Here is a 23,143-nt window from a genome sequence, read left to right as displayed (position 1 = left end):
TTCTGTTTAAACACCATGTATTCCAAATGCGTTATTTAGCCCCTTCCAACGCTCTCAGCCGGGTATGTTCTAGAACATGTTGAGTCTAGAAAATGTTGAGTCCGACTCAGATTTTCAAGCTATTGCATACTCCCGAGCCAACCAGGCAGAATAGTGGTTACCATGCTGAGCATTCATTATTTTTCCGCCGCACGAGCCGCCGCCGGAACCGCAGAAGAAGTAATCACCGAAACTGACCACGAAACACTAGGGGAACTCCTCGATTCCCGCGCCCAGTTGCATACCGGGACCACAGATTCTGGGATGAGTTTGGCAGACATTTTCCCGCGGTGCAGTTTTCTCGTCGACGGTGCTTCCGCGACTCGGTCTACTTCACTGGCTGGAGTGCAACGCATCGACGTATTGCCGCCCTTTGCCGGTGGTTAAAGCACTACCGCAGACTGTCGCCAACGGATATTCCCCGTTAAGTGACTAAACCCATTAAGCATTTGATCTGACCAAGCACCTAAACTAATAACATGTCTGGAGCACAGGAAGGCACGGGGCCTGGTAGAAAAACTGCACAATCCGCTAAAACTCTAAAACCCGCTAAAACCGCAAAAATCAAGGCTGCACCCGAAGAAGTCGCTGCCAGTACTTGGCTTGTCACCGCGACCTCGGCACTTGACGTCGATCCGCAAGTGCTTCGCGCCACTATCAAGGACGTCCTCGACCTCACCAGTATTGTCGCCCACGAACACTCCCGTCCGGCTGCACCGGTGACAGCATTTCTAGCAGGTTTGGCCGCTGGTCAACGTACTGCTGGGAGCACCCATGCTGAACAAATCGAAGCTATACAACAACATCTAGCGCACCTAGCTGATTTAGCACGCAGTACCAGGTAGGTTGTCCGATATGACGCGAAGGCTTACATCCCGTACTCCAATCACCCGCGTATACCGCGAAGAAATCAACCCTGATATTGCTGCTACAACGGACGCCAGCACTAAGGCACAGTGTGTCAGTCTCGCCAACTCTCGTATTGTTGTCTCCGAACGCGTCGATTCACTCGCGGTCGAAGAACCCTTGCAGATCCGCGTCGATGGCACAGATTTCTTAACGACGATGCGCACACCGGGCAATGATTTCGAGCTCGTCCACGGGCTCCTGCATGCTGAAGGCATCATCAGACGGGCATCCGATATTGCGACAATTCGATACTGTGGCGGGGCAGTCGGCAATGACGGCCTCAACACGTATAACACCCTTGATGTGGCTCTAACCCCTGCAAAAACAGAAGATAGCAACCAAGATTTTGCCACTGTCACCGCAGGCAAAAGCGACAGTCAGCCGTTTTCATTGCCTGTACGCTCAGTGCTCACTACCTCAGCTTGCGGCATTTGCGGAACCACCTCGATCGATGACGTCGAAAAGCGTAGTTCCTACCCTATTCACCCAGTTCGCCCCACCGCAGAATTTGTCTTGTCCTTACCAGCGGCACTAGAAGCTGGCCAAAAAGCATTCCGCCGTACCGGTGGTATCCATGCTGCAGGCGCTGTCAGCAGTGACGGGCAACTCATTCTCGCCCGCGAGGATGTGGGTCGGCACAATGCTGCGGACAAGGTAATCGGTGCGATGTTGATGCATGGTGATTTGCCGGCAAAACAGATGTATTTGGTGATGACCTCGCGCGCCAGCTTCGAGCTCGTACAAAAAGCCGTACTTGCTGGATTCTCCGGATTGGTGACTGTATCAGCGGCCACATCATTAGCGGTTGATCTCGCACGTCAATCAGGACTTTTTCTCAGCGGGTTCACTCGTGAAAATCGTTTTAATTTGTACAATGGATTCTTAGAAGATACCCCCTAGAGACGTTTTATCAGGAGAGATTCATGCTTTCTCGTAACCGCGCAACCACCATTCGTCGCATCGCCATGGGCGCTGTCACGGCCAGCGCCATCACTCTGGCTGGTTGCCAATCGAATGCCGGAAACACTGCTGGCTCCACAGCTGACGATTCCAAAGATACTGCTACAGCGCAGGACGTCACCCTGTTCGCCGCAGCTTCTACCCGCGTAATTGGCGAGGAACTGGTAGAAGAAGCGAAGAAGCTCGACCCACCAGTAAACTTAACGATCAGCAATGCAGGATCCACCGATTTGGTAAATCAAATCAAAGAAGGTGCGCCTGCCGACGTCTTGTTGACCGCGGATACCAAGTCCATGGACAAGGCCAAAGCCAACGGTGACGTCGAAGAATCCAAAATGGTGGCCGCAAACACACTAGTAATGGTGGTTCCCGCCGATAATCCGGGCAATATCAACAGCATCGAAGACCTCAACGAAGACACCACCCTGGTCCTCTGCGACCCGTCGGTTCCATGCGGCAATTTGACAGAGCAACTGGCAGCGGAAAACAACTTAGAGCTACATCCATCCTCGCTGGAACACTCCGTCACCGACACCCTGGGGAAGGTTACCTCCGGCCAGGCTGATGCAGCATGGGTTTATAAAACCGATGCTATTGCTGCCGGTGATAAAGTCGAAGTCATTGAAATTCCCAACTCTGAGGGTTTCGTGAATGACTATCCTGCAGCGGTTCTAAAAAATACGACGAACGCGGAAGCTGCTCAGGCTATTCTCGAATTGCTCCACGGTGAAGCAATGCGTTCGGTGTGGGAAAACGCTGGATTTTTGCCAGCAGCCGCCAAATAAATCACCGTTGAAAATACCGCGCCATGGCACACCCGCATTCTGCTGATTGGACCCCATCCCCAGTTCGACCGAAAAACCCTATTGCCCTGGTTTTTCTCGCTGCGGTAGCCGTGGTGACGGTACTGGGCCCGCTGTTAGCCCTAATCTTGCGTGTCCCTTGGGATCGCTTTACCGAAATTGCCACTAAGGCTTCCACGCTAGAAGCCTTAGGCTTATCCCTGTACGCCGCAGTTTTATCGACGCTCATCACCTTGGCGCTAGGCATTCCGCTTTCACTGTGGTTATTGCAAAGCCGTGCAAGCGGTTGGTTCATTCGCTTACTTTTTGTATTACCGTTAGCAATGCCACCTGTGGTCGCCGGTTTGGCACTCACCGCAGCAATCGGCCGACGTTCTTATACTTCCGGAGTCTTGGATGCGCTTGGCATTAACATCGCTTTTACCTTTAATGGTGTCGTCGCTTCTCACGTCTTTATTACATTACCGTTCATCATCGTGTCCGCAGACTCTGCGCTGCGCCAAATTAACCAAGAAATCATAGATTCCGCACTCAGCATCGGCATGAGCTACCGTCGCGTGATCTGTCACGTGATCCTGCCAACGATTTTGCCTGCGGTCGGCACAGGTGCGGGGTTAGCCTTGGCTCGTTCACTGGGAGAATTCGGCGCCACACTCACTTTCGCTGGTTCCTTACCCGGTGAAACTCGGACGCTCCCGTTAGCGATATATCTTAACCGCGAAGTAGACGCAGATATTGCATACGTACAAGCAGCATTGCTAATCTTCATCGCCATCATCGTTCTCTGCCTGTCGGCTCTTCCAGCAGTATGGAGAAAGCGCCATAAGCACCGCGTAAGTCGCAATATCGGGCTCGATCGGCAGCGGCTGGGTGAGCTCACAAGCGCAACCACTAACCCCGTGGGAATCAACGTGAATGGTTGCCACATTGAAGCAGGTTGCACCACCGCGGTGGTAGGCGCCAATGGTGCCGGGAAAACGACGCTTATGAAAGCAATCGCGGGACGCTTGGGCGGGGCCGAACTGGATTTTTTTGCTGCTTCTGGCCACGAATCCGCCGATAAACCGCGAGTCATCATCCTGACCCAAAACCCAGCACTGCCTCCGGCTTCCACTGTGTTACAGGCAATCACCATGGCAACACGAGATACAGGGCGTGCGGAAGAATTGTTAAACGCAGCTGGGTTAAGTGAGCTAAAATCTGTCCCCGTACCGGCCTTATCCGGAGGCCAATCACGCCAGGTAGCCATCGTCCGTGCTATTGCGGCCAGCCCAGAAGTTTTGATTTTGGACGAGCCATTTGCCGGTCTGGATAGCTCTATTGCTGCCCAATGGAAAGCTTATTTCCGCTCTACCTCCCAACAACGCACAACATTGCTAGTCACGCACAATGGCCATGACATTTCTTCCTTGTCTGATTACGTAATGTCAGTTGCGGCTGGCAAAATTGTCTCGTATGACAAAACTACGAAACTCACTTCTGCACCAAGCACGAAGTTTCTCGCCACGACTCTAGGGCTTAACGCCCTTGTAGCGCGCTTGTCACAGAATGTAGGGGCAAACGCACTGGGTAGCGGTAGCGTGCAAATTAGTTGCGGGCAGCTCTCACTAACCGTGGGGGAAAAACGCATTGAACTTAGCGACGAAGACTTAAAGGCAAACAACGGAGAAAAGCTCCAAGTCCTTGCAACCTGGTTACCTTCAGATGCCTGGTTAAAGAAGGGCGAAGCGAAAGAGACTACCGCTGAAGAAAATTGTTGGGTCGGCACGATCACGGACATCTCCGTGCCGCACCCCACAGTGTGTGACATAACTGTTTGTACTCACGGCGAACAAGTAAAGATTACTGTCTCGCCACTCGATGCTTCCGAACTCGGATTAGAACTCGATGATGAAATCACCTGGGGCGTCAGTGCCGATAAACTGGCTGTAACCAGCCTAGCTGCAGAAGAACATAAGAACTAAGAAAATTCCGCAAACCATCTGGTGGTGAGCACTGCCCACCGCCCCGCCAAAGACACAGCGTCCCCTAGACAGAAAAACTAGGAGCCCGAAGGCATACACGAACTTGCGGGCTCCTAAAATTCTCAGCGCTATTTTTTAGCGACATTCCTCGGCGCAGTGAAAACTAAGCGTGGCTCACACTAGTTTCCACAGGTCCGGCGACTCCAAGTTCAACGACTTTGAGGTTCTGTTCGCGGGCGTCAGCAAGTAATGCTTCGTCAATATCCTCGGTGTGCAGGACCATGATGGTCGGGCCTGCTCCAGACAAATAGGCAGCATAACCGCGATTGCGCAAACGGTTGACCCACTCGGCCGTCACTGGCAGCACATCAGAGCGGTACGGCTGGTGCAACCGATCGCGGGTACCTTCCCACAGCAAATCCGGGTGATGCTGGATGGCCACCGTCATGACGGCTACACGGGAAACATTGAATGCGGCGTCGCCGTGTGTGACGTGGCTCGGCAGCACCCGGCGGACTGCTGGTGTTGAAGCATGGAAATCTGGGACAATCGCAGTCGCACGAATCTCATCGTGTACATCAAGGCTTACAGCCTTATATTCTGGTGCAGAACGTCCGTCCACCGGCACCGTCATCCACGATACCGTGGCTCCACCGAGCACCGAAGCAGCAGCATTATCCGGGTGTCCTTCAAATGCTGAAGACAACTGCACCACCTGGTTATCGGAAAGAGGATATCCGGCAAGGGCATTCGCGGCAGCCACACCAGCGACGGCCGAAGATGCCGAAGATCCTAGGCCACGCGATTGCGGAATGGCGTTGGTACATGTGACTCGTAGGCCGGGCGCAGTAGCATCAGCTGCGTTTAACCCAGATCTTAAAGCTTTGACGACCAAATGTGAGCCGTCCCGTGGAAGGTCATCTTCACCTTCCCCATAGATCTCGATTTGCAGGCCGGATGAGATAACCTCGACTTCGATGACATCATAAATGCCCAATGCAAGACCTAATGTATCGTAGCCTGGTCCCAGGTTTGCTGAAGATGCAGGAACGCGAACGGTCGCTTTCGTGCCGATTTCAAGTTCAGTGCTCATAAACTGCGTAGCTCCCCTGATTCCCTAAACATCCAAACGGATGACAGAATGCACTTTCTTGACGTCTGAAGACTTCTTCAACGCCTCGACGGTGTCGTGCAATACAGATTCTTTCGCACTGTGGGTGACAACAATAAGACGGGCGATACCGTCTTCATTCTCCTCCTGGCGCACAGTGCGCAAAGAAATCCCCTGTTGTGCGAAAGTGGCAGACAGATCAGACAAAACTCCGGCGCGATCGACCACTTCCATGTCGATATGGTAGCGCGTGTGCACCTCGCCGAAATCAGCGATAGGCAGGTTGGCGTAGGTGTTGTCACCTGGTGCGCGGCCGCCATGCACTTTATTCCGGGAAGCTCCCACGAGGTCGCCCAGCACGGCAGAAGCAGTTGGGTCGCCACCGGCACCATTGCCGTAGAACATCAGCGAACCAGCGGCTTCTGCCTCCACGAAGATCGCGTTATAGGACTCATTAACCGAGGCCAGAGGGTGATCTTTCGCCACCAGAGTTGGGTGCACCCGCGCATTAACGGCGTCGTTGCCCTGATCGTCGGTGATCTTTTCACAGATTCCAAGCAGCTTAATGACATACCCTGCTTTATCTGCAGCCGCGATGTCTGCAGCGGTGATGTCACGGATACCTTCACAGTGCACATCTTTGAAGTTGACGCGCGTATAGAACCCAAGTGAAGCCATGATCGCTGCCTTGGACGCGGCGTCGTGGCCATCAACATCGGCAGTGGGATCTGCTTCCGCATAGCCCAAGTCGGTAGCAATTTGCAGAGCCTCGTCGTAGCCCATGCCCTCGGTAATCATCTTGTCCAGAATGAAGTTCGTCGTACCGTTGACGATTCCAGAAATACGCTGAATCTGGTCACCGGCTAGCGAACGGCGCAACATACCGACGACTGGGATCGCCGCGGCCACAGCTGCCTCGAAGTATAGATCTACTCCAGATTCTTCTGCAGCTTGTGCGAGTTCATCGGCATGAGCTGCGACAAGCGCTTTATTTGCCGTAACCACAGATTTACCAGCACGCAGCGCAGCAAGCACCAGCTCGCGGGGATATTCAATGCCGCCAATGAGTTCAACGACCACGTCGACGTCGTCACGCGCGATCAAAGCGTGTGCATCGCCGGTAATCATTTCCGGATCTACACCGCGGCGCGGCTTGGAGGTGTCGTCAACTGCAACTCCGCGCAATTCCAATGGGCCCCCGACGCGCTGACGGAAATCCTCGGAATTTTCCGCAAGCAGGCGGATTACCTCGGTACCGACGGTACCCATTCCTAATACCGCAATTCCAACAGGCTTGCCAGCATTGTTCTCGGTATAGGTTGGTGAATTAGCGACCATGTTGTTTCGCATTCCTTCGTAAATCGTCGTTAGTCAGTTACTCAAACGAGCAATTACGTATCTACGCAATCACTCATTCGGCGGTTTTCACGGGCGTGCGCATTCAATGGTACCGGCTTTAACGGCAGACTTAACTTGCTTGGCGAAATTTATTCAGGCCGCATTCGCTTCAGCATCTGTGCTCAGTACGCGCTTCCACTCCACATAGTCAGCTCAATCCGCGTCCCGCACCACCTCGAGGCTAAGCAAATCCTCAATGGTTTCGCGACGCAGCATAAGCTCCGCTCTTCCGTCCCGTACTGACACCACTGCTGGGCGGGTAAACGCGTTATACCGCGATGACATCGGATAACAATAAGCTCCCGTCACAGCTAGACCCATCAAATCACCAGTACGAACATCCGCCGGGCAAGCAAAGTCTGGGATCAGAATATCCCCAGATTCACAATGTGCACCCACGAGGCGGGTAGATTTTTGGTGTCCATCAGTAAATCGTGAGACCACTCGCGCATCGTAATCTGCGCCGTAGAGTGCAGGACGAATATTATCCGACATTCCACCATCTACCGCAAGATACCTCCGGTAGCGCCCCTCGTCGATTTGCACGTTTTTATCAGTACCGACTTCGTAAACCGTTACCGCTGCCGGACCGACAAGTGCACGACCAGGCTCGACAACAACCTTCGGCGGTTCAATTCCCAAAAAAGCCGCCTTATTATGCACTGCAGTAATCAAATCTTCGGCAATTCCTGCAATGTCCAGCTCGGAGTCATCGGCGAGATACGGCACTCCGTACCCCCCACCCAGGTCCAAAATGGGTAGCTGCAACTCCAAATCTTTGTGCACGCGCGCAAACAATTCCAGCAAGCGATCCGCGGCTAACTTGAAACCATCAGCATCGAATACTTGTGAGCCCACATGGCAATGGATTCCGTGCAGATCTAAGTTGTTCGCCTGGTGCGCGTCGACGATGGCCTGCCAAGCATCACCAGCGGCTAAGGAAAAGCCAAATTTTTGGTCTTCGTGACTGGTAGCAATGAATTCATGCGTGTGTGCATCCACGCCAGGCGTCACTCGCACCAAAACTGGCTGCTTCCTGCCCAGCTCGGCAGCAATCTCATTAAGTTCGACAAGTTCGCCAGGCGCGTCCAGCACCACGTGTCCTACATGTGCGGCAACGCAATGTCTTAAAAACTCCCGGTTTTTGGTATTGCCGTGCACCGTAATGTGTTCGGCTGGAAATCCGGCGCGTAACGCAATCAACAGCTCATTAAGTGAGGCTACGTCTAAAGACAAACCCTCGTCATTGACCCAACGGACAATATGCGTCGACAACATTGCTTTCGAGGCGTAATGCACATTCCTGGCCCCGTGAAACGCCTGCGCCATATCCCGGCATCTGGACCGGAAATCATCTTCATCAAACACCATGACGGGAGTACCGTATTTCTCGACGATTTCTGGCAAAGACACTCCAGCAATAGCCACCGTGCCGTCGTCCTCACGGCAGGCATTACGAGGCCAAACATGGCTAGGTAGTTCGTTGAAATCAGAAAGGTGCATGCTCATGCGACTACATCCGTTCCGGAGCGTTAACCCCCACCATAGTCAAACCGTTATGCAGTACCTGTCGCGTTGCCCGTGCCAATGCCAACCGAGCGCTATGAATTGGTTCTGCGTCTTCACCAGCTTTTGGCAGAATCTGGCACTGGTCGTAAAAACGGTGAAAAGTCGCCGCCAAATCTTCTACGTAACGAGCGATTCGGTGCGGTTCACGCAACTGCGCTGCGGTGGCTACTACCTCCGGGAAATCACCCAGAGTACGGATCAAGTCACCTTCCTTATCGTGCAACAACAGACCGAGCTCGGGTTCATTGCCGTCGACTTTGAGCTCAGCAGCTTTACGTTCGATGGAGCACAGCCGAGCGTGACCATATTGCACGTAATACACCGGATTGTCGGCAGACTGCGCAGTCCACAATTCCAAATCAATGTCCACCGAGGTATCAACGCTGGAGCGCACTAACGAGTAACGTGCCCCGTCCGTACCAATGGCTTCGACCAAATCCTCCAGGGTAATCACGGTTCCAGCACGTTTCGACATGCGCACCGGTTTGCCATCGCGCAGCAGGTTAACCATTTGACCAATCAATACTTCGACGTTGTCTGGCTCATAACCCAGCGCCTGTGCCGCAGCACGCAAACGTCCGATGTAACCATGGTGGTCGGCACCTAGCATATAGATTGCTAAATTGTGGCCACGATCAAATTTATCGGCGACATACGCGATATCACCAGCAATATACGCGTGGTCACCATCCGATTTAATCACCACACGGTCTTTATCGTCACCAAATTTTTCTGCGCGTAACCACCAGGCACCGTCAGCTTCATACAAATTGTCGTTGTCTTTCAGCGTGGTAATTGCTTTTTCGACTGCACCAGACTCATATAAAGAGTTTTCATGGAAATAAACGTCGAACTCAACACCAAATTCGCGTAATGAGGCTTTGATCTGCTCGAACATCATCTCTACGCCAAGCGCACGGAAGTTTTCCTGCACTTCGGCTGGCTCACCATCAAGTGCTGCGGGGTTCTTTTCGACGACTGCACTAGCGATTTCCCGGATGTAATCGCCTCCATAGCCATCTTCGGGAGTCGGCTCACCTTGCGCAGCAGCCACCAACGACCGCGCAAAGCGGTCAATTTGCCCGCCGTGGTCATTGAAATAATACTCTCGGGTAACTTCTGCCCCGCAGGCTTCCAATACGCGGCCCAAAGAGTCCCCAACCGCGGCCCAGCGAGTTCCACCAAGGTGGATGGGGCCGGTAGGATTCGCCGAGACGAATTCCAAATTGATCCGCTGACCAGACAGTGCATCCGAATTTCCGAATGCTTCCTCTTCCCGTAGGATCTTGGCGACGATTTCCCCCTGTGCGTCGGCAGCCAGGCGAATGTTCAGAAATCCCGGGCCCGCAATTTCTGCTTGATCAATCGCGGAGTTTCCTGCTAATGCTGCCGCCAGCCAGCTGGCGAAGTCGCGCGGGTTTGCCCCGGCCTTTTTCGCTACCTGTAGAGCCAGATTACTGGCGTAGTCACCATGCTCCGGGTTGCGCGGCCGTTCCACTGTCACCACCTCAGGCAACGCAGACGTGTCTAAGCCGCGCTCTGCCAAGATGGTGGTGGCGGTGTCTTTAATTAATTGCGAAAGATCAGCTGGAGTCATAGCTCCTTAGTGTAATAGACAAGCAACCTGGCTTAAGAAACAGGCAAATTGAACATTTTTAGAAGTCCACAGAACGGTCGTACGGTGTCCGGCGTTTCCCGACACCTTGCACAACTTAAACCGCTAGCATCGCATGAAGTAACTATTTTCACTTTCGCCACTTTTGGAAGGACTTGCGAGTGCGATCGACACCATTTTTTCAACGGAGCCGTACCACTATCGCCAGCGTTGCTTGCCTGGGCGCTTCCGTTGCGTTGTTCCAACCTTTAACAGCACACGCCGGCATCGCACAACACCCCGCCCGCAATGCAGAGATTACCTGGGAAGACTGCCCCGCGCAGGTTACCGACGACAATGCAGAATGTGGCCGCATCGACGTTCCTACCTACCACGACACCCCAGAAGCTGGCAGCATCTCCGTCGGCTTTGTCCGGCAGAAAGCTTCTGGAAGCTCGCGCGGCGCATTATTCGGCAACCCGGGCGGACCTGGCGGAGACGGTTATTCTTACTTCGCAGGTGACATGTTCGAATGGCCTGATGGCATCACCCAAGAGTGGGACCGTATCGTCGTCCAGCCACGCGGCCTACCGGGTTCTACGCCAGTGCGCTGCGATGAACCCCGAGATATCATTGCCAATAATCCCATCACCCGCCCTGGCGGATTCTGGAAAGATGCCTGCGAGAATTCCACACCGGGATACACCGATTCCTTGACCACGCAGAACACCGCGCATGATTGGGAGTGGGTACGCCAGGCGCTGGGATACGACGAAATCTCGATCCTAGGCCTGTCCTACGGCACCTACTTGGGATCTGCCTACGCAAGCGCGTACCCACAACATACAGATCGGTTAATCCTCGATTCCGCCATGAACCCCTATGCTTCGTGGGGTGGTGTACTCACGCAACAAAAACGGGGATACGACAACGCCTACGCAGATTTTTTCACCTATGTGGCTGACCGCAATGACATTTATGGTCTCGGCACCACCCCGCTAGCCGCCTATAATTCATGGTCGCACAAGGTTTTGGAAGAATCCGGAGTAAACCCCACCAATCTGCCCCCAGCTGCCCGAATTGGTGACCTACCAGCAGGATTGGAATGGTCCGGGGAAATTGGCACAGAAATTATCAATGCCACGAGTCAGGGTTCTGCCCAGCTGGAACATTTAACGCGTTCCGCACTCGCCCCTGGCGCCAGCCTCGATCAATCCTTGACCGCTATCGTCACCCACCAGTTGGTTCCGCAACCACGCCAGTGGGACAAGCTCGCGAAACAAATCAATGGCAGCGAGGATATGTTTGCTGAACTGGAACAGCCTACCGAACTCAGTGATGAAGAAATTGCGAAGATCCAACAAGCGCAAGTTGCCACGATTGCGACGCAGCAGTTATTAGTCTGCAATGAAAACACGACGCCAACGAACCCTGCGTTGCTGCCGGAATACCTGTGGGCAAACTATGTCGTCAGTGATATTCCTACTGCCAATTCTTACAGCTTGGCGGCTGGCCACACGTGCAACGGTGCGGCACCGATTACCGGAGTGGCTCACTTGGATGGCGCCGAACTTGCCGTGCAACCGCTTCAGGTCAGTGCCACTGGAGACCCACAAACCGTCTACGCTGACCACAAAGCTCTTGCCGACGTCATGAACGCGCACGTTCTCACCGTCCATGGCCCAGGCCACGGTCACGTGGGCAACAGCAACAAAGTCGTCGACGATATCGTCGTAGACTACCTTCGGACCGGCAAAACCCCACAGCAGTCCGATGCACCGGGCTACTTCGAGCAATAACCAGCCCTATTTTTCCCAGAAACACCCGCGACCTGCTAATTATTGCCAATGAGAGACGAGATGTTAGTATTTAGGTCGCGGTAAATTCCGCGGGATTGCCCCCGTAGCTCAGCGGATTAGAGCGTCGGTTTCCGGTACCGAAGGTCGAAGGTTCGAACCCTTTCGGGGGCACACTGTATTGTCTCGAGACATCGTTGCTGTTTTCAACGGTGTCTCGAGACTTTCGTCGTTTAGCTCATTTTCTCTCGCACATAAGCCTGTTAATTATCCGGCCCGGGAGCAGACGATGCAGACGGCGGACACCCATCGGCTGCTTCGTATCCAGGGATATTGTCCACCGCGAGCACGGCATTCATAAAGCGTTGAATGCTTGGTTTATCGTCCTCATCTAAATGATCGAAAATCAACCTGCGCACCGACTCCACGTGATCAGGCACTGCTTTTTGCAGCCGCTGCATACCGTCATCGGTGAGCACCACGCTGACGCCGCGGCCGTCACCGCTGAAGCGTTCTTTACGTAGCAATCCCCGCTTTTCCATACGCGTGATCTGGTGCGAAGTTCTGGATCGGTCCCACACCAATTCATCGCATAGTGCGCACAAGCGCAGGCAGTGATTAGGCGCTTCCGAAAGAACGACAAGCACCCCGTATTCCGCAGTCGACAATCCGCTAGCATTCAGCAGTGTCTCGTCTAAAACGCGATTGATCTTACGGTTTGCCTGCAAGATGCTACGCCACAGGTCTTGTTCATGATCATCAAGCCAACGTACTGGTTCCGCCATGACCATATACTAACGAATTTTGTTGACAAGTCAGATTTCACCGGATTGATCACTATCCTGCTGGTTATTCAGATGCGTGCTTAATGAACTAACCGGCGGTCAATTCACGCATCGAATAGCGCTGGGCGCCCACCACCCGGGAATAGCGTTCCGGCATACACGTCAACACGAATACCTGAGTCTGTCGGGCAATTTCACTAAATAACGTCGCCATAAGCCGGAGCCGTCGTGCATCAGTCGATCCCAGCGCATCGTCGACCATAACCGGCACAGGAATTATTGGCAGCTCACCTTCAGCAGTACTGCCCTGCTGGCCGTGAGCAGTCAATGCAGCAACCGCAAAACGAACCAACAACGCCAATTGCTCCTGGGCTCCGCCAGATAGATGCTCAGTCTCTAAAGCCTCATCACCAATGATGCGCTGAGAAATCGCGAGGCTTTCATCTAATTCGAAACTGACAGATTGATCAAAAACCACGCGGGCGAAACGCTCAAGTTCACGGGCAAATGGTTCCATGTATCGCTGGCGTGCAGCATCCCTATGCCGGATTAACGTCTCCCGCAGGCGGGCTGCAGCGTGGGCCCGTCGTTCGACGACTGCATAGTCAGCTTTTCGGTTCTCCAGCTGCGCCTCGGCCTTGTGTAGCCGCTCCGCCGCGCCGGTAGCGGCCTCGATGTGCGAGGTTAGGGCTAGTTTACGATTCTCGGCTTCGCGTATGGTCCTTTGTAACTGAACAAGATGGGCTTTTGCACCCTCCCAGTTCCGCATGGCCATGGAAACATCAGCATCATCGGCAGCGGCTTGTGCAGCTTCCCGTTCGTTGATCGCTTGCTGCCAATGCATATTCGCAAGTTCAACATTTTCACGCAGCTTCTCCATCGAAGCAGAATCCGCACTCACCGAAACTTTTTCTTTAGCGTTAACAACGCGCTCAGTGGCTAGACCGTAGCGTTCACGCACACGCATCGCCTCCGTTTCGGCAGGCCGACCATCATAAACTGCAAGCTTATTTGCTGCGTCTTCCAATTCTTCACGGGCCTGTTCTTCAGCTGCTTCGGCAGTACTCAGTTCTGTTGCAATCTCATCAACAGTCAATCCTGCTAGCTGGTCCGCACTCGTTTCGGTGGCAATTTCGGTGCCAGGTTCAGTACCCGAATCCGCGACTCCACCATCATTGGCATACTGATCTAACCCGGCAAGCTCTTGGACCACATCGTCGATATCCTTATCACCTACGACACCAGCTCGCCGGTTCCGCAAAGCAGTGATTTCTCCATCAAGCGCATCGCACGTGGTATAAATCTTTTCTGCACTCTCCAGATCAGAACACTGGAATTCACGCAATAGTTCGTCTAAATGTGCCCGAGCCTGTTCCAGTGCAGATAGCGCGGACTGGGTGTCTTCCTGTTCCCGCTGTGCACTGCGATAGATCGCAGTAATATCGCCGAACTGCACCGACATGCCGTCGGAAAGCGCAAGGCTGTGTTCCGGCTGGAATTTTTCGGTAGCTTGCTCGTCATGTTCTCCGGCCCCGCTCAGCACAGGCGACCCGAGAGAAATTTCGCGGCTACCGGTGTCATCTACGACAGTGACCGTAGTTGGAGAACCTGCACACAGTTCCAGTCGCGCAGCATGGGCGTCGGCAAGCTTTTGTTCAACCACCACATCATCATGAGCTTGGCGCAGACGTTGCCATGCAGACCGATCTATATACGCGGGTAGAGCCGCCAGCTCCGCACGAGCTTCCCCGATCTTTGTATCAATCCCCTCTACCTGGTCTAGTAAGTGACGCAGTTCCTGTGCCCGCTGTGCGTTGCGTAGTTTGCTCGAGGCCACACGGACTGCCTTGTGCCGATCCCGTTGCGCTCGGTATTTTGCATCAGCCTTGTTTTTCGTATCCTGCAGCTGGTCAATGATTACTGCTTCTTGCCTTGCCGCTTCTTCTGCCTGCTGCAGCTGCTCTGACAGTTCGTCCCGGCGCGATTGCTCCTGCTTAAGTTCGTCGATCAGAGCAGTACGGGCTTCTAATAGCTCTAATTGCGAATTTTTCTGCTGCATTGCTTGCCGTACCGATTCCACAGCGTCGCTCAGCCGTTGCTGTACTGTTTCCGCATTCTGCTTCGCAGCTTCCGAATTGGCATATTCGTGCTCTGCATCGGGGATTTCGCCCGCGGCGAGTTTTTCACGTTCACTGAGTTCTTCGTATTCTGCAACGTATCCAGCTACGTGGTCGAGTTGCTTTTTTGCCTCGTCATAACGGGATTGAGCAGCGTTGAGTTCTTCTTCTGCAGCTTTCAACTCTTTCGCAGGCTTACCGGTCTTTGCAGTGTAATAACGTGCGTATTCTGCATTGACGGCCGCAAGCAGCCGTGATTCTTCCTGCGCTTGTTCCGTGCTCGTGCCTGACACAGGAGAAAAGTCAACGTTTTCTGGGATCTCGATTGCTGTGCCTGCTATGTCCTGGGCCGTCGTATTCACGGAGCCGTTGCCTTCATACCATACATGCCCGGATTGCAATGAGCTTTCCACGCTAGGGATGCCGGCTGCGGCGAGCGAATGGTGTAGTTTTCCTTGTCGGACAAACAATGCATCCAACAGGTCGGTATCAAGATATTCACTGATGATCACGCGGAACTCGTTTTCGGCTTCATCACCGCGCAAACTTGCTTTTTTCGGGCTTTGGAATTTCAGCTCGCATTTTTTGCTCGCGGCCGAGCTGGAAAATTGTTTGTAGATTTCCATGCGGTACGGACCAATCGACAGGTCAAGCCGTATCTCTGGCCATCCGGAGCCGTCGGCAGGAACGAGAGACTTAATATCCTTCGGAAACCCCGAATACTTATAATTCAGGCACGCGTCGATGGCGTCCATGATGGTGGATTTTCCCGCCTCATTATCACCATGAATCACGACGACGCCTGTCTCGGGTAACTCAGAAAGCTCCAGCTGGCTAATTCCTCGGACATTGTGCAGGTTGAGTGAGTGTATACGCATCATCGGCGCGCCTCCTTCGTCAATCGGAATAGTAAGTGTGCGCCGTCACGCGCGGCATCGTCGTGGTCAGCATCATTCAACAACTCTTCAAGCGCAGCCCGGGCATAGCCACTAACGTCGAGATTTTCTAGCTCATCTGCTTCTGGCTGGAGATTCAGCCCCTGCGACGACCGCGATTCATACAGTGCCCCGAAGCTAGGGCGAAGCTCCGCTAACTCACGCTCCAACCGCATGGTATCGGTCAAGCTCAACGCACCGCGCAGATAATATTTCACCACCGTGCGTCGCTTGTTGGCGTAACTGTGCAGGTAGTTCAGAAACCCATCAACGGTAGCGGCATCATCGAGTTCGGGTTGAAGTGCGTGAAATTGCCACTGGCCAATAGTGTGCTTGACGACGCTTACTGCTGCTTGCTGCACGGAGTGTGTGGCGGGCTTGGTGATACTGACGACCAACACGTTCCCAGAATCGGTTTCTCCGCCGTCTGTGGGAAAACCCCAGTCCGTTAGTTTATGAAAATCCGTTGTTTCTGGTGCCCCGGAGAACCATACTTTTCCGGTGGTGCCCAGTGACGCCGTGGAATGGGTATCACCAAGAGCGAGATAATCGATAGTCCCTGACTCTAAAGCTGTTTCCACACAATTCAGATCAATCAAATCGGGCTTGATCTCATCGCCATACGATTCCACCTGCCCGTGGCCCACCATCACGCGGATGGCATTTGTTGGTTTCAGCCCCTCTAGTGCGGCAGCTACCAAATCATGGTCCGGGCTTTTCACCAGCAAGGGAGCGCCAACGAGTTCGACACCATCTGCTACTTCCTGTGGCGTGTTGTTATCGATGACGTGAATATTGGACAATTCCCGTGCACTGAAAAAGATGGAATCCGCCACGAGTGGATCATGGTTTCCGGGAAGCAAATACACCGGCACCGGTAGCGATTGCATCGTCTCTAATGCGCGATCTAATGTCCGTCGCTCTAAGGAATTATCGTCGAAGACGTCACCTGCAACAAGGATGAACGCGCAGCCTTCTTGCTGAGCAAGCTCACCTAATTTTTCAATCGCTAACAGACGTGATTCTTCAAAGCGTGCGCCTGCATCGCCGTCAAGGAAACGTCGATGCATACCCAACTGGAAATCGGAAGTGTGGAGGAAAGTGACGGTCTGATCTGTGCTCGAATGCTTCACAACTACATTGTTAACACAGCCGTCTCACATTACTGCTTCCTGTGCGTTAAATGATGGTACATATCTTCGATATCGGATACGGCACGCAGCAAATCAATATTGGTGTGGCTAACCGCGCGCAATGCTTTGCGCAGAAGGTCTGGGTCTGAATCATCCAGCGCAGGGGCGATCTTTGGGCTGGGCACGGCTGGTAATTCCCTGCCACTCCAAAAAGTTTCTGCACCATCTTCGGTGGCTTTGCGGGCGACGTCCTGTGCAGAGGCAGCGATCATCTCTTCGAGTTGCCGCAGTGAGATTCCGCGCAGATGAAAAACGGCTGCCGGATCGGCGTCCAATTTTCCGCCCAGCTCCTCGGCAAATGCGACCAGGTGTTTACAGATCCACGCACTGTCGGGACAATCGCAATAACAGCGAATATCACTATCATCTTCTGCCAGCAGCACTGCCAGGACGTCGTCGGCAAGCTCACCGGCACGAACTCGCTCCATCGCCCCGGAAGTTTCGGCCAACATCCGCCCTACGGAGTTCAATTCAGAAACCGACCGCGGCGGGAGTTGGATAAGCACCGAAAACGGTTGATTCTGTGAGCCGGCTACCTTGCCATGCGCAGCACCGTTGTGAATATCGATCTCCACTACATGACCGCTGCGGGCGTAATCGATACCACGCTGATAGCGTCCGTTATCCGCATTCTCTAGGATCATCCGACGTAGCTCCAAGCCAGCAGATCCCTGCAATGGGCGTGAGCGTTGCATTTGTCGGACGGTCTCATGCAAATCAGGGGCTTTTTCTACCCGCTTTCGTGCCCCAAAGTTCGCATAAATGACATTATCCGACCCGGAATCCGATTCAGAGTCTTTCACACCCTTGGGTACCCCATTCTGCCTACGCTTATCATTCATAGCTATTGCTCACGGTAACTCATTAATTCTGCCAATTGTTGTGGGTCCAATTCAGTAATCCAGCCTTCACCTTCACCCACGATGGCGCCTGCCAAATGTGTCTTTCCGTCAAGAATATCCTGAATGGATTCCTCCATCGTCCCAGCGCTGATCATCTTATACACCGCCACATTCTTCTGCTGGCCAATGCGGAAAGCCCTGTCAGTCGCTTGGTTTTCCACCGCCGGATTCCACCACCGGTCCATGTGCACAACCATCGAGGCCGCAGTGAGATTCAAGCCGGTCCCGCCTGCTTTCAACGACAGAATCATCACGGCCGGACCGTCGTCTGCCTGGAAATCACTCACTAGCCGGTCGCGCTTTTGTTGCGGAACGCCGCCGTGCAAAAAAGGCACGCTTTCTCCGAGTTGCTCGCTCAAATATGGCTGCAGAATCTCCCCAAATGCCCGGTATTGCGTGAATACCAGCATGCGCTGGCCAGACTGCACGGCGTGATCCACCAGCTCCATGAGTTTCTCAATTTTTCCTGAGCGATGTTGGCCTTTCAGCGTCACTGGTGAGCCATCGCCTAAGTAATGTGCCGGATGATTACAAATCTGTTTCATCCGCGTCAGACTGGCCAACACCATGCCCCGGCGCGCCATGCCTTTATCTTTGGTCTCGAGCTGGCGTTGTACGTCATCAACTAGAGCTTTGTACAGGGCAGCCTGTTCATCGCTCAACGTGACGGTGAGCACTTCCTCTGTTTTTTCCGGAAGATCATCGATGATGGCGGGATCTGTCTTCAGTCGCCGGAGAATAAACGGTGCTGTCAAACGTCGTAACCGATCCGTTAATGCCTCATCATTATCGCGTTCAATTGGTTTCGCGAAGTGGTGTCGGAAAAAGCTTGCCGAGCCCAGCACACCCGGATTGGTGAAATCGACAATGGAACGCATCTCGGACAGGCGGTTTTCTACCGGGGTACCCGTCAAAGCAATGCGATGGCGAGAAGGCAAAGAACGCACGCTTTTCGACGCACGCGTCGACGAGTTTTTAATAGCCTGCGCCTCATCTAGCACTACGCGATCCCATTCTATGCGTCCCAGAGCAGAAAAATCGCGACTCACAGTGCCATACGAGGTAATAACGAGATCACGTTCTGTCGCCACACGAACAAACTCATCACCAGTGGCACGCTGGCTGCCGTGGTGCACCAAGATTCGCAGGCTAGGTACGAATTTCGCTGCCTCCCGGGCCCAGTTTCCTACCACTGAGGTCGGCGCCACGACGAGTGTGGGACCAGTCGATTGTTCGCGGTGTTTTTCGATCGCAGTCAAAGACAACAGTTGCAGTGTCTTTCCTAAGCCCATGTCGTCGGCAAGCACAGCCCCCAGGTTGTTGCGCGACATCCAGTACATCCAATCCACGCCGCGGCGCTGATAATCACGCAACTGCGCATGCACGGTATCTGGGATCTCTACCCTCTGGGGTGCTGGTGTTTCCATGCCTCCGAGCAGGCTAGCGTGCCAGTTCGATCCGGTAAATTCGATGGGCTCATCGGCCATCGACTGTAGCGCCAGCTCGCGGAGATCACCGACGGTCACTTCCTGGGCACTAAAACCCCCATTGCCTGGTGCGCCATCTGCATGGGCGGCACCTGCGTTGTTCTTGACAGCGTCGTTATAGGCCTGTCGCAATCTTTCGGCTTCTGCCGCCAGTTCGTCAGCGTCGGGGGAATCCGCCAAGCGTGCCATCTCCGCTAAGCGTGCGGCTTTTTCCATCCGCTTTTTCGCGCGCTTCGTGGCAGTTTCCGACAGCTGATCCATATAGCTACTGATGCGGTTGAGGGCCTGCGTATCTGCCATAACCCAGTTACCGCGTAACTTGATCAAGCCGGATTTCGAGTTCACCAATTCCGACATTTCGTCGTCGCTCAGTTCCTGGTCGCCGATGGAAAGCCGCCAGTTGTATTGCACGAGCTTATCCATGCCCAGTTGCGATTGGGTTGCTTTCTCATTGACCTCGCGAGTTTCTAGTTTGGCGGTGGTTTCGAGCTGCGACCAGGCACGTGGCAGCATGACAGTAAACCCCGCTGTACGAAGATCAGTAATGTCTGAACTCACGAAGTCCACAACATCTTCGGTATCGACGTAGACATCCCAATCACCTGCATTAGCATCGTCGTGCCGACGACGCATGCGCTCTACCGGGTCCAGGTTTGGTTCCAACATCGGCGACACCCGGATTGCTTCCAGGTGCGATTTACGAAGCAACTCGACGCTCGAGTGGTCGAGCTGGTCTGTACGAATGGGCTGTGGAGAATCTGTTCCGGAACGAACTTGCACTCGGATAGGCCACTGCGCATCCGGTTCATCTGGCGGTTCATTCACAATCACGACTAATTGCAAATCAACAGAAGTAATCGAGTCGTTCCAGTCGTTTAGACCACGTAAAAGCGCTCCTTTACCCCGCCGGATAGGTTGACCTTTCAACAGAGCTTGCGAAAAATCATGCCATGGATAAGGGCGGGGTTCGCTAGCTAATGACTGTAACTGCGCAATGGTTATCCAATGCACCAGGTGGTGGGACAGCTCATCGGAAAGATCACGGTTATTTACCGTCAAAATACCCGGACATGCAGCAATCATTTCGCTAAGCCAGCCACGTTCTGACAATCCGGTAGCAAGGTGCCACTGCGGGAACCATTCACCTGCTTGATAACTCAACCGTATAGTGACTCGCCCAGCCTGAACGAATTTCGTCAGCCCCGTATACATACGAATAAGCCAATATAAATCCGGAGCGATCGCATTGCGCTGAGATTCGGTTGCCGCAGGGGATGCGCTGTCAAGAAACTCGAGTTCACTCAGGATTTTCACAGAATCTTCTGGGGCAAAAAGCCCCATCGGAACCATAAGCGAGACGTCTTTGCCCTTGGGGGTGCGCAAGGATATTCGCGCACGATTACGGAAGCTCCGCCGCTGCAACAAAGACTCCACGATCGGAGGAAAAGTACCAGCTGGGACCTGCTCCGGTAGGACAATTTTCCGTCCTTCTACCCTCTCGATCCATAAACTCAAGCCAGAAACAGGCAGCCATAGACCATGCAGAAGGAACGAAGACATAATGGACAGACTACCAGTTCGTAATCGCGACAGAATCCAATTGTTATTATTCTGTTACTTTTGTCAGTGTTCCCTGCTAAGAGCCTAAAAATCCTGATATTTCTCTGAGTTTGACGCAGCTAACATTTGGGTGAGCTGCGAATTCTCACTACGGTAAGGCATTGGTCCACAAAAACCAGGCGTTTTGCTGTGCACGTCAACAACAGTGACCACCGACAAGGTGCTCGCGGTGGCTTGACCACGCAGGAGGCTGCCAGGTTTTCAGTGGTAAGCAGAGCTCGACAAAAACTCTTGCCTGGCCGACTAACGCCAGGCCGTGTACAAGAAACACGTATTTTACAGTACGTCAGATGTCTATTTATTAGGAGTAACGGTGACAGAATCAACCTGGTTTGTCATCGCGATCATCATCTACATGTTCGGGATGCTCGCGATTGGCTACTGGAGCTATAAACAAACAGATCAATACGACGACTACGTCCTCGCCGGCCGTGGCCTACCACCGTTCGTGGCCGCCTTATCCGCTGGCGCATCGGACATGTCCGGATGGTTGCTCATGGGACTTCCGGGCGCTTTGTTCGCATCCGGCATGGTTGAGCTGTGGATCGCCATCGGCCTCACGATTGGTGCATGGGTCAACTGGAAGGTTGTCGCCCCACGACTGCGTGCTTATTCCGAGATCGCCGATGACTCGATTACGGTTCCTTCCTTCTTCGAAAACCGCCTAGCAGATAAATCCCGTGTCCTGCGTGTTCTGTCCGCAGCGGTTATCATCTTCTTCTTTACCTTCTACGTTTCGTCTGGCATGGTCGCCGGCGGCCGCTATTTCGAGTCAACATTTGATGGTGACTACCTGCTAGGCCTGCTGATCGTGGCTGCCATCACGGTTGCCTACACCTTTATTGGTGGATTCTTAGCGGTTTCCTACACCGACACCGTTCAGGGCATCATCATGTTCCTGTCCCTGATGATCGTTCCGGTCATGGCGTTCGTTTCTTTGGACAACGGCTCCGATATCTTTAGCTTCGCAGCAAACAACAACTACGCCACCGACGGCGTTGTTGAAGCAAACCCCGAATTCTTTAACTTGTTCAACGTTGGTTCTGCTGCAGCCGTGGCAGCCATCGTCGGTAACTTCGCTTGGGGCTTGGGTTACTTCGGCCAGCCACACATCATCGTGCGTTTCATGGCTCTGCGTAACTCCACCGACGCCCGCGCCGGCCGTTTCTGGGGTATCGGCTGGATGCTGCTCTGCGTCATTGGCGCAGTATTCGTAGCCTTGGTCGCTACTGTCTTCTTCACCCAGACCGGTAACTCCATCACCGATCAGGATTCCTTCGAGACCGTATTCTTGGACATGGCACGGGTAATGTTCCACCCATTGCCAGCAGGCTTGGTCCTGACTGCAGTTCTGGCAGCGATCATGTCCACCATGTCCTCTCAGCTACTAGCGGTGTCCTCCTCTCTCATCGAGGACCTCTACAAGATGTTCGCCAAGCGCAAGCCAAACGAGCAGGTCCTGATCAACCTGTCCCGCACTTGCGTTGTTGCCGTTGCCGTTCTTGCAGGAATTCTGGCAGTGAACCCAAGCGATTCCATCCTCGGCTTGGTTGGATTCGCCTGGGCAGGATTCGGTTCCGCATTCGGTCCAGTCGTGCTGTTCTCCCTGTACTGGAAGCGCCTAAATGCTCCTGGTGCTATCGCCGGTATGGCCACCGGTGCAATCGTCTCGGTTGTCTGGGGCGTATGGTTCTCCGACATCATCTACGAAATCGTGCCAGGCTTCGCCGCCTCGGTAATTGTGCTGGTACTGGTCACCTTGGCAACCAAGGAACCAGAGACAAAGGTCAAGAAGCAGTTCGATCAGGCTTCCAAATTGACTGACATTGCTACCGAGAACGAAGACGTAGATTTCGACGAGGCAGCACAAGAGGTTAAGAAGTAACTTCTTCTTTTCCACCTCCGATTATTCTCGTGGCACGAGATCCTACGGCTGCGGGAATATAAGACATCGATAGCCT

The 23,143-nt window shown here is 53.5% G+C and carries 16 protein-coding genes and 1 tRNA gene; 8 read left to right on the top strand and 9 right to left on the bottom strand.

The features are described 5' to 3' along the window. The first annotated feature begins 162 nt into the window (after positions 1-162). The 5 genes from O146_RS0104105 to O146_RS0104085 all read left to right on the top strand — a co-directional run bounded on the left by O146_RS0104105 (position 163) and on the right by O146_RS0104085 (position 4,675). The gene (locus tag O146_RS0104105) at positions 163-426 is read left to right on the top strand and encodes a MoaD/ThiS family protein (protein ID WP_023019650.1); all 264 of its coding nucleotides are present in this window, start codon (positions 163-165) and stop codon (positions 424-426) included. Positions 427-518: 92 nt separating this feature from the next. After that, complete coding sequence (locus O146_RS0104100) at positions 519-884, top strand: DUF6457 domain-containing protein (RefSeq protein ID WP_155896224.1); 366 nt, start codon at positions 519-521, stop codon at positions 882-884. A gap of 10 nt (positions 885-894) precedes the next feature. Beyond that, positions 895-1,848, top strand: a complete 954-nt coding sequence (gene fdhD, locus O146_RS0104095) for a formate dehydrogenase accessory sulfurtransferase FdhD (protein ID WP_081820564.1) — start codon at positions 895-897, stop codon at positions 1,846-1,848. 23 nt (positions 1,849-1,871) lie between these two features. After that, a complete protein-coding gene (modA, locus tag O146_RS0104090) occupies positions 1,872-2,693 on the top strand; it encodes a molybdate ABC transporter substrate-binding protein (protein ID WP_021353080.1) in 822 nt (273 codons plus the stop codon). A gap of 23 nt (positions 2,694-2,716) precedes the next feature. Further along, a complete protein-coding gene (locus O146_RS0104085) occupies positions 2,717-4,675 on the top strand; it encodes an ATP-binding cassette domain-containing protein (protein WP_027017736.1) in 1,959 nt (652 codons plus the stop codon). A gap of 163 nt (positions 4,676-4,838) precedes the next feature. Here the strand turns inward: O146_RS0104085 and thrB are convergent, their stop codons facing one another. The 4 genes from thrB to argS form a co-directional block, all read right to left on the bottom strand. Further along, positions 4,839-5,768 carry a homoserine kinase gene (gene thrB / locus O146_RS0104080; protein ID WP_027017735.1) on the bottom strand — a complete coding sequence of 310 codons (930 nt, stop codon included), beginning with the start codon at positions 5,766-5,768 and terminating at the stop codon, positions 4,839-4,841. Between the two features lie 24 nt (positions 5,769-5,792). Continuing rightward, positions 5,793-7,124, bottom strand: coding sequence for a homoserine dehydrogenase (locus O146_RS0104075; RefSeq protein ID WP_021353076.1), 1,332 nt, complete (start codon positions 7,122-7,124; stop codon positions 5,793-5,795). 213 nt (positions 7,125-7,337) lie between these two features. After that, complete coding sequence (gene lysA, locus O146_RS0104070; protein ID WP_027017734.1) at positions 7,338-8,693, bottom strand: diaminopimelate decarboxylase; 1,356 nt, start codon at positions 8,691-8,693, stop codon at positions 7,338-7,340. A gap of 4 nt (positions 8,694-8,697) precedes the next feature. Then, positions 8,698-10,350 (bottom strand): arginine--tRNA ligase, encoded by a 1,653-nt coding sequence (gene argS, locus O146_RS0104065; RefSeq protein ID WP_027017733.1) that lies wholly within the window; start codon positions 10,348-10,350, stop codon positions 8,698-8,700. A 179-nt stretch (positions 10,351-10,529) separates the two neighbouring features. Here argS and O146_RS0104060 point away from each other — a divergent pair, with 179 nt between their 5' ends. Both O146_RS0104060 and O146_RS0104055 read left to right on the top strand, forming a co-directional pair. Next, entirely contained in the window at positions 10,530-12,146 is a 1,617-nt protein-coding gene (locus O146_RS0104060; RefSeq protein ID WP_027017732.1) for an alpha/beta fold hydrolase, read from the top strand. Positions 12,147-12,243: 97 nt separating this feature from the next. Next, positions 12,244-12,317, top strand: a tRNA-Arg gene (locus O146_RS0104055). An 89-nt stretch (positions 12,318-12,406) separates the two neighbouring features. On the opposite strand, the gene O146_RS11070 is transcribed toward O146_RS0104055, so the two are convergent. The 5 genes from O146_RS11070 to O146_RS0104025 all read right to left on the bottom strand — a co-directional run bounded on the left by O146_RS11070 (position 12,407) and on the right by O146_RS0104025 (position 21,122). Then, positions 12,407-12,928, bottom strand: coding sequence for a MarR family winged helix-turn-helix transcriptional regulator (locus O146_RS11070; protein WP_035000577.1), 522 nt, complete (start codon positions 12,926-12,928; stop codon positions 12,407-12,409). A gap of 88 nt (positions 12,929-13,016) precedes the next feature. Beyond that, complete coding sequence (locus O146_RS11065; RefSeq protein ID WP_035000541.1) at positions 13,017-15,926, bottom strand: AAA family ATPase; 2,910 nt, start codon at positions 15,924-15,926, stop codon at positions 13,017-13,019. Beyond that, positions 15,923-17,113: a metallophosphoesterase family protein gene (locus O146_RS0104035; RefSeq protein ID WP_027017731.1), complete on the bottom strand. Its 1,191-nt coding sequence runs from the start codon at positions 17,111-17,113 to the stop codon at positions 15,923-15,925. The genes O146_RS11065 and O146_RS0104035 overlap by 4 nt, the downstream gene beginning before the upstream one ends. Before the next feature lie 29 nt (positions 17,114-17,142). Next, positions 17,143-18,015 (bottom strand): SWIM zinc finger family protein, encoded by an 873-nt coding sequence (locus O146_RS0104030; RefSeq protein WP_023019661.1) that lies wholly within the window; start codon positions 18,013-18,015, stop codon positions 17,143-17,145. Between the two features lie 2 nt (positions 18,016-18,017). Continuing rightward, a complete protein-coding gene (locus O146_RS0104025) occupies positions 18,018-21,122 on the bottom strand; it encodes a DEAD/DEAH box helicase (RefSeq protein WP_023019662.1) in 3,105 nt (1,034 codons plus the stop codon). A gap of 373 nt (positions 21,123-21,495) precedes the next feature. On the opposite strand from O146_RS0104025, the gene putP reads away from it, so the two are divergent. Further along, positions 21,496-23,067, top strand: coding sequence for a sodium/proline symporter PutP (gene putP, locus O146_RS0104020; RefSeq protein WP_021353066.1), 1,572 nt, complete (start codon positions 21,496-21,498; stop codon positions 23,065-23,067). The last annotated feature ends 76 nt before the right edge of the window (positions 23,068-23,143 follow it).

The sequence above is a fragment of the Corynebacterium pseudodiphtheriticum DSM 44287 genome, assembly GCF_000688415.1.
Lineage (GTDB): Bacteria > Actinomycetota > Actinomycetes > Mycobacteriales > Mycobacteriaceae > Corynebacterium > Corynebacterium pseudodiphtheriticum.
This window is presented reverse-complemented; position numbering and strand designations above follow the sequence as displayed.

Excerpts from the sequence above, each read along its gene's own strand:
- O146_RS0104105 (WP_023019650.1), top strand. The coding sequence starts at position 163 with ATGCTGAGCATTCATTATTTTTCCGCCGCACGAGCCGCCGCCGGAACC.
- O146_RS0104100 (WP_155896224.1), top strand. The coding sequence starts at position 519 with ATGTCTGGAGCACAGGAAGGCACGGGGCCTGGTAGAAAAACTGCACAA.
- fdhD (WP_081820564.1), top strand. The coding sequence starts at position 895 with ATGACGCGAAGGCTTACATCCCGTACTCCAATCACCCGCGTATACCGC.
- modA (WP_021353080.1), top strand. The coding sequence starts at position 1,872 with ATGCTTTCTCGTAACCGCGCAACCACCATTCGTCGCATCGCCATGGGC.
- O146_RS0104085 (WP_027017736.1), top strand. The coding sequence starts at position 2,717 with ATGGCACACCCGCATTCTGCTGATTGGACCCCATCCCCAGTTCGACCG.
- thrB (WP_027017735.1), bottom strand. The coding sequence starts at position 5,768 with ATGAGCACTGAACTTGAAATCGGCACGAAAGCGACCGTTCGCGTTCCT.
- O146_RS0104075 (WP_021353076.1), bottom strand. The coding sequence starts at position 7,124 with ATGGTCGCTAATTCACCAACCTATACCGAGAACAATGCTGGCAAGCCT.
- lysA (WP_027017734.1), bottom strand. The coding sequence starts at position 8,693 with ATGAGCATGCACCTTTCTGATTTCAACGAACTACCTAGCCATGTTTGG.
- argS (WP_027017733.1), bottom strand. The coding sequence starts at position 10,350 with ATGACTCCAGCTGATCTTTCGCAATTAATTAAAGACACCGCCACCACC.
- O146_RS11070 (WP_035000577.1), bottom strand. The coding sequence starts at position 12,928 with ATGGCGGAACCAGTACGTTGGCTTGATGATCATGAACAAGACCTGTGG.
- O146_RS11065 (WP_035000541.1), bottom strand. The coding sequence starts at position 15,926 with ATGATGCGTATACACTCACTCAACCTGCACAATGTCCGAGGAATTAGC.
- O146_RS0104030 (WP_023019661.1), bottom strand. The coding sequence starts at position 18,015 with ATGAATGATAAGCGTAGGCAGAATGGGGTACCCAAGGGTGTGAAAGAC.
- O146_RS0104025 (WP_023019662.1), bottom strand. The coding sequence starts at position 21,122 with ATGTCTTCGTTCCTTCTGCATGGTCTATGGCTGCCTGTTTCTGGCTTG.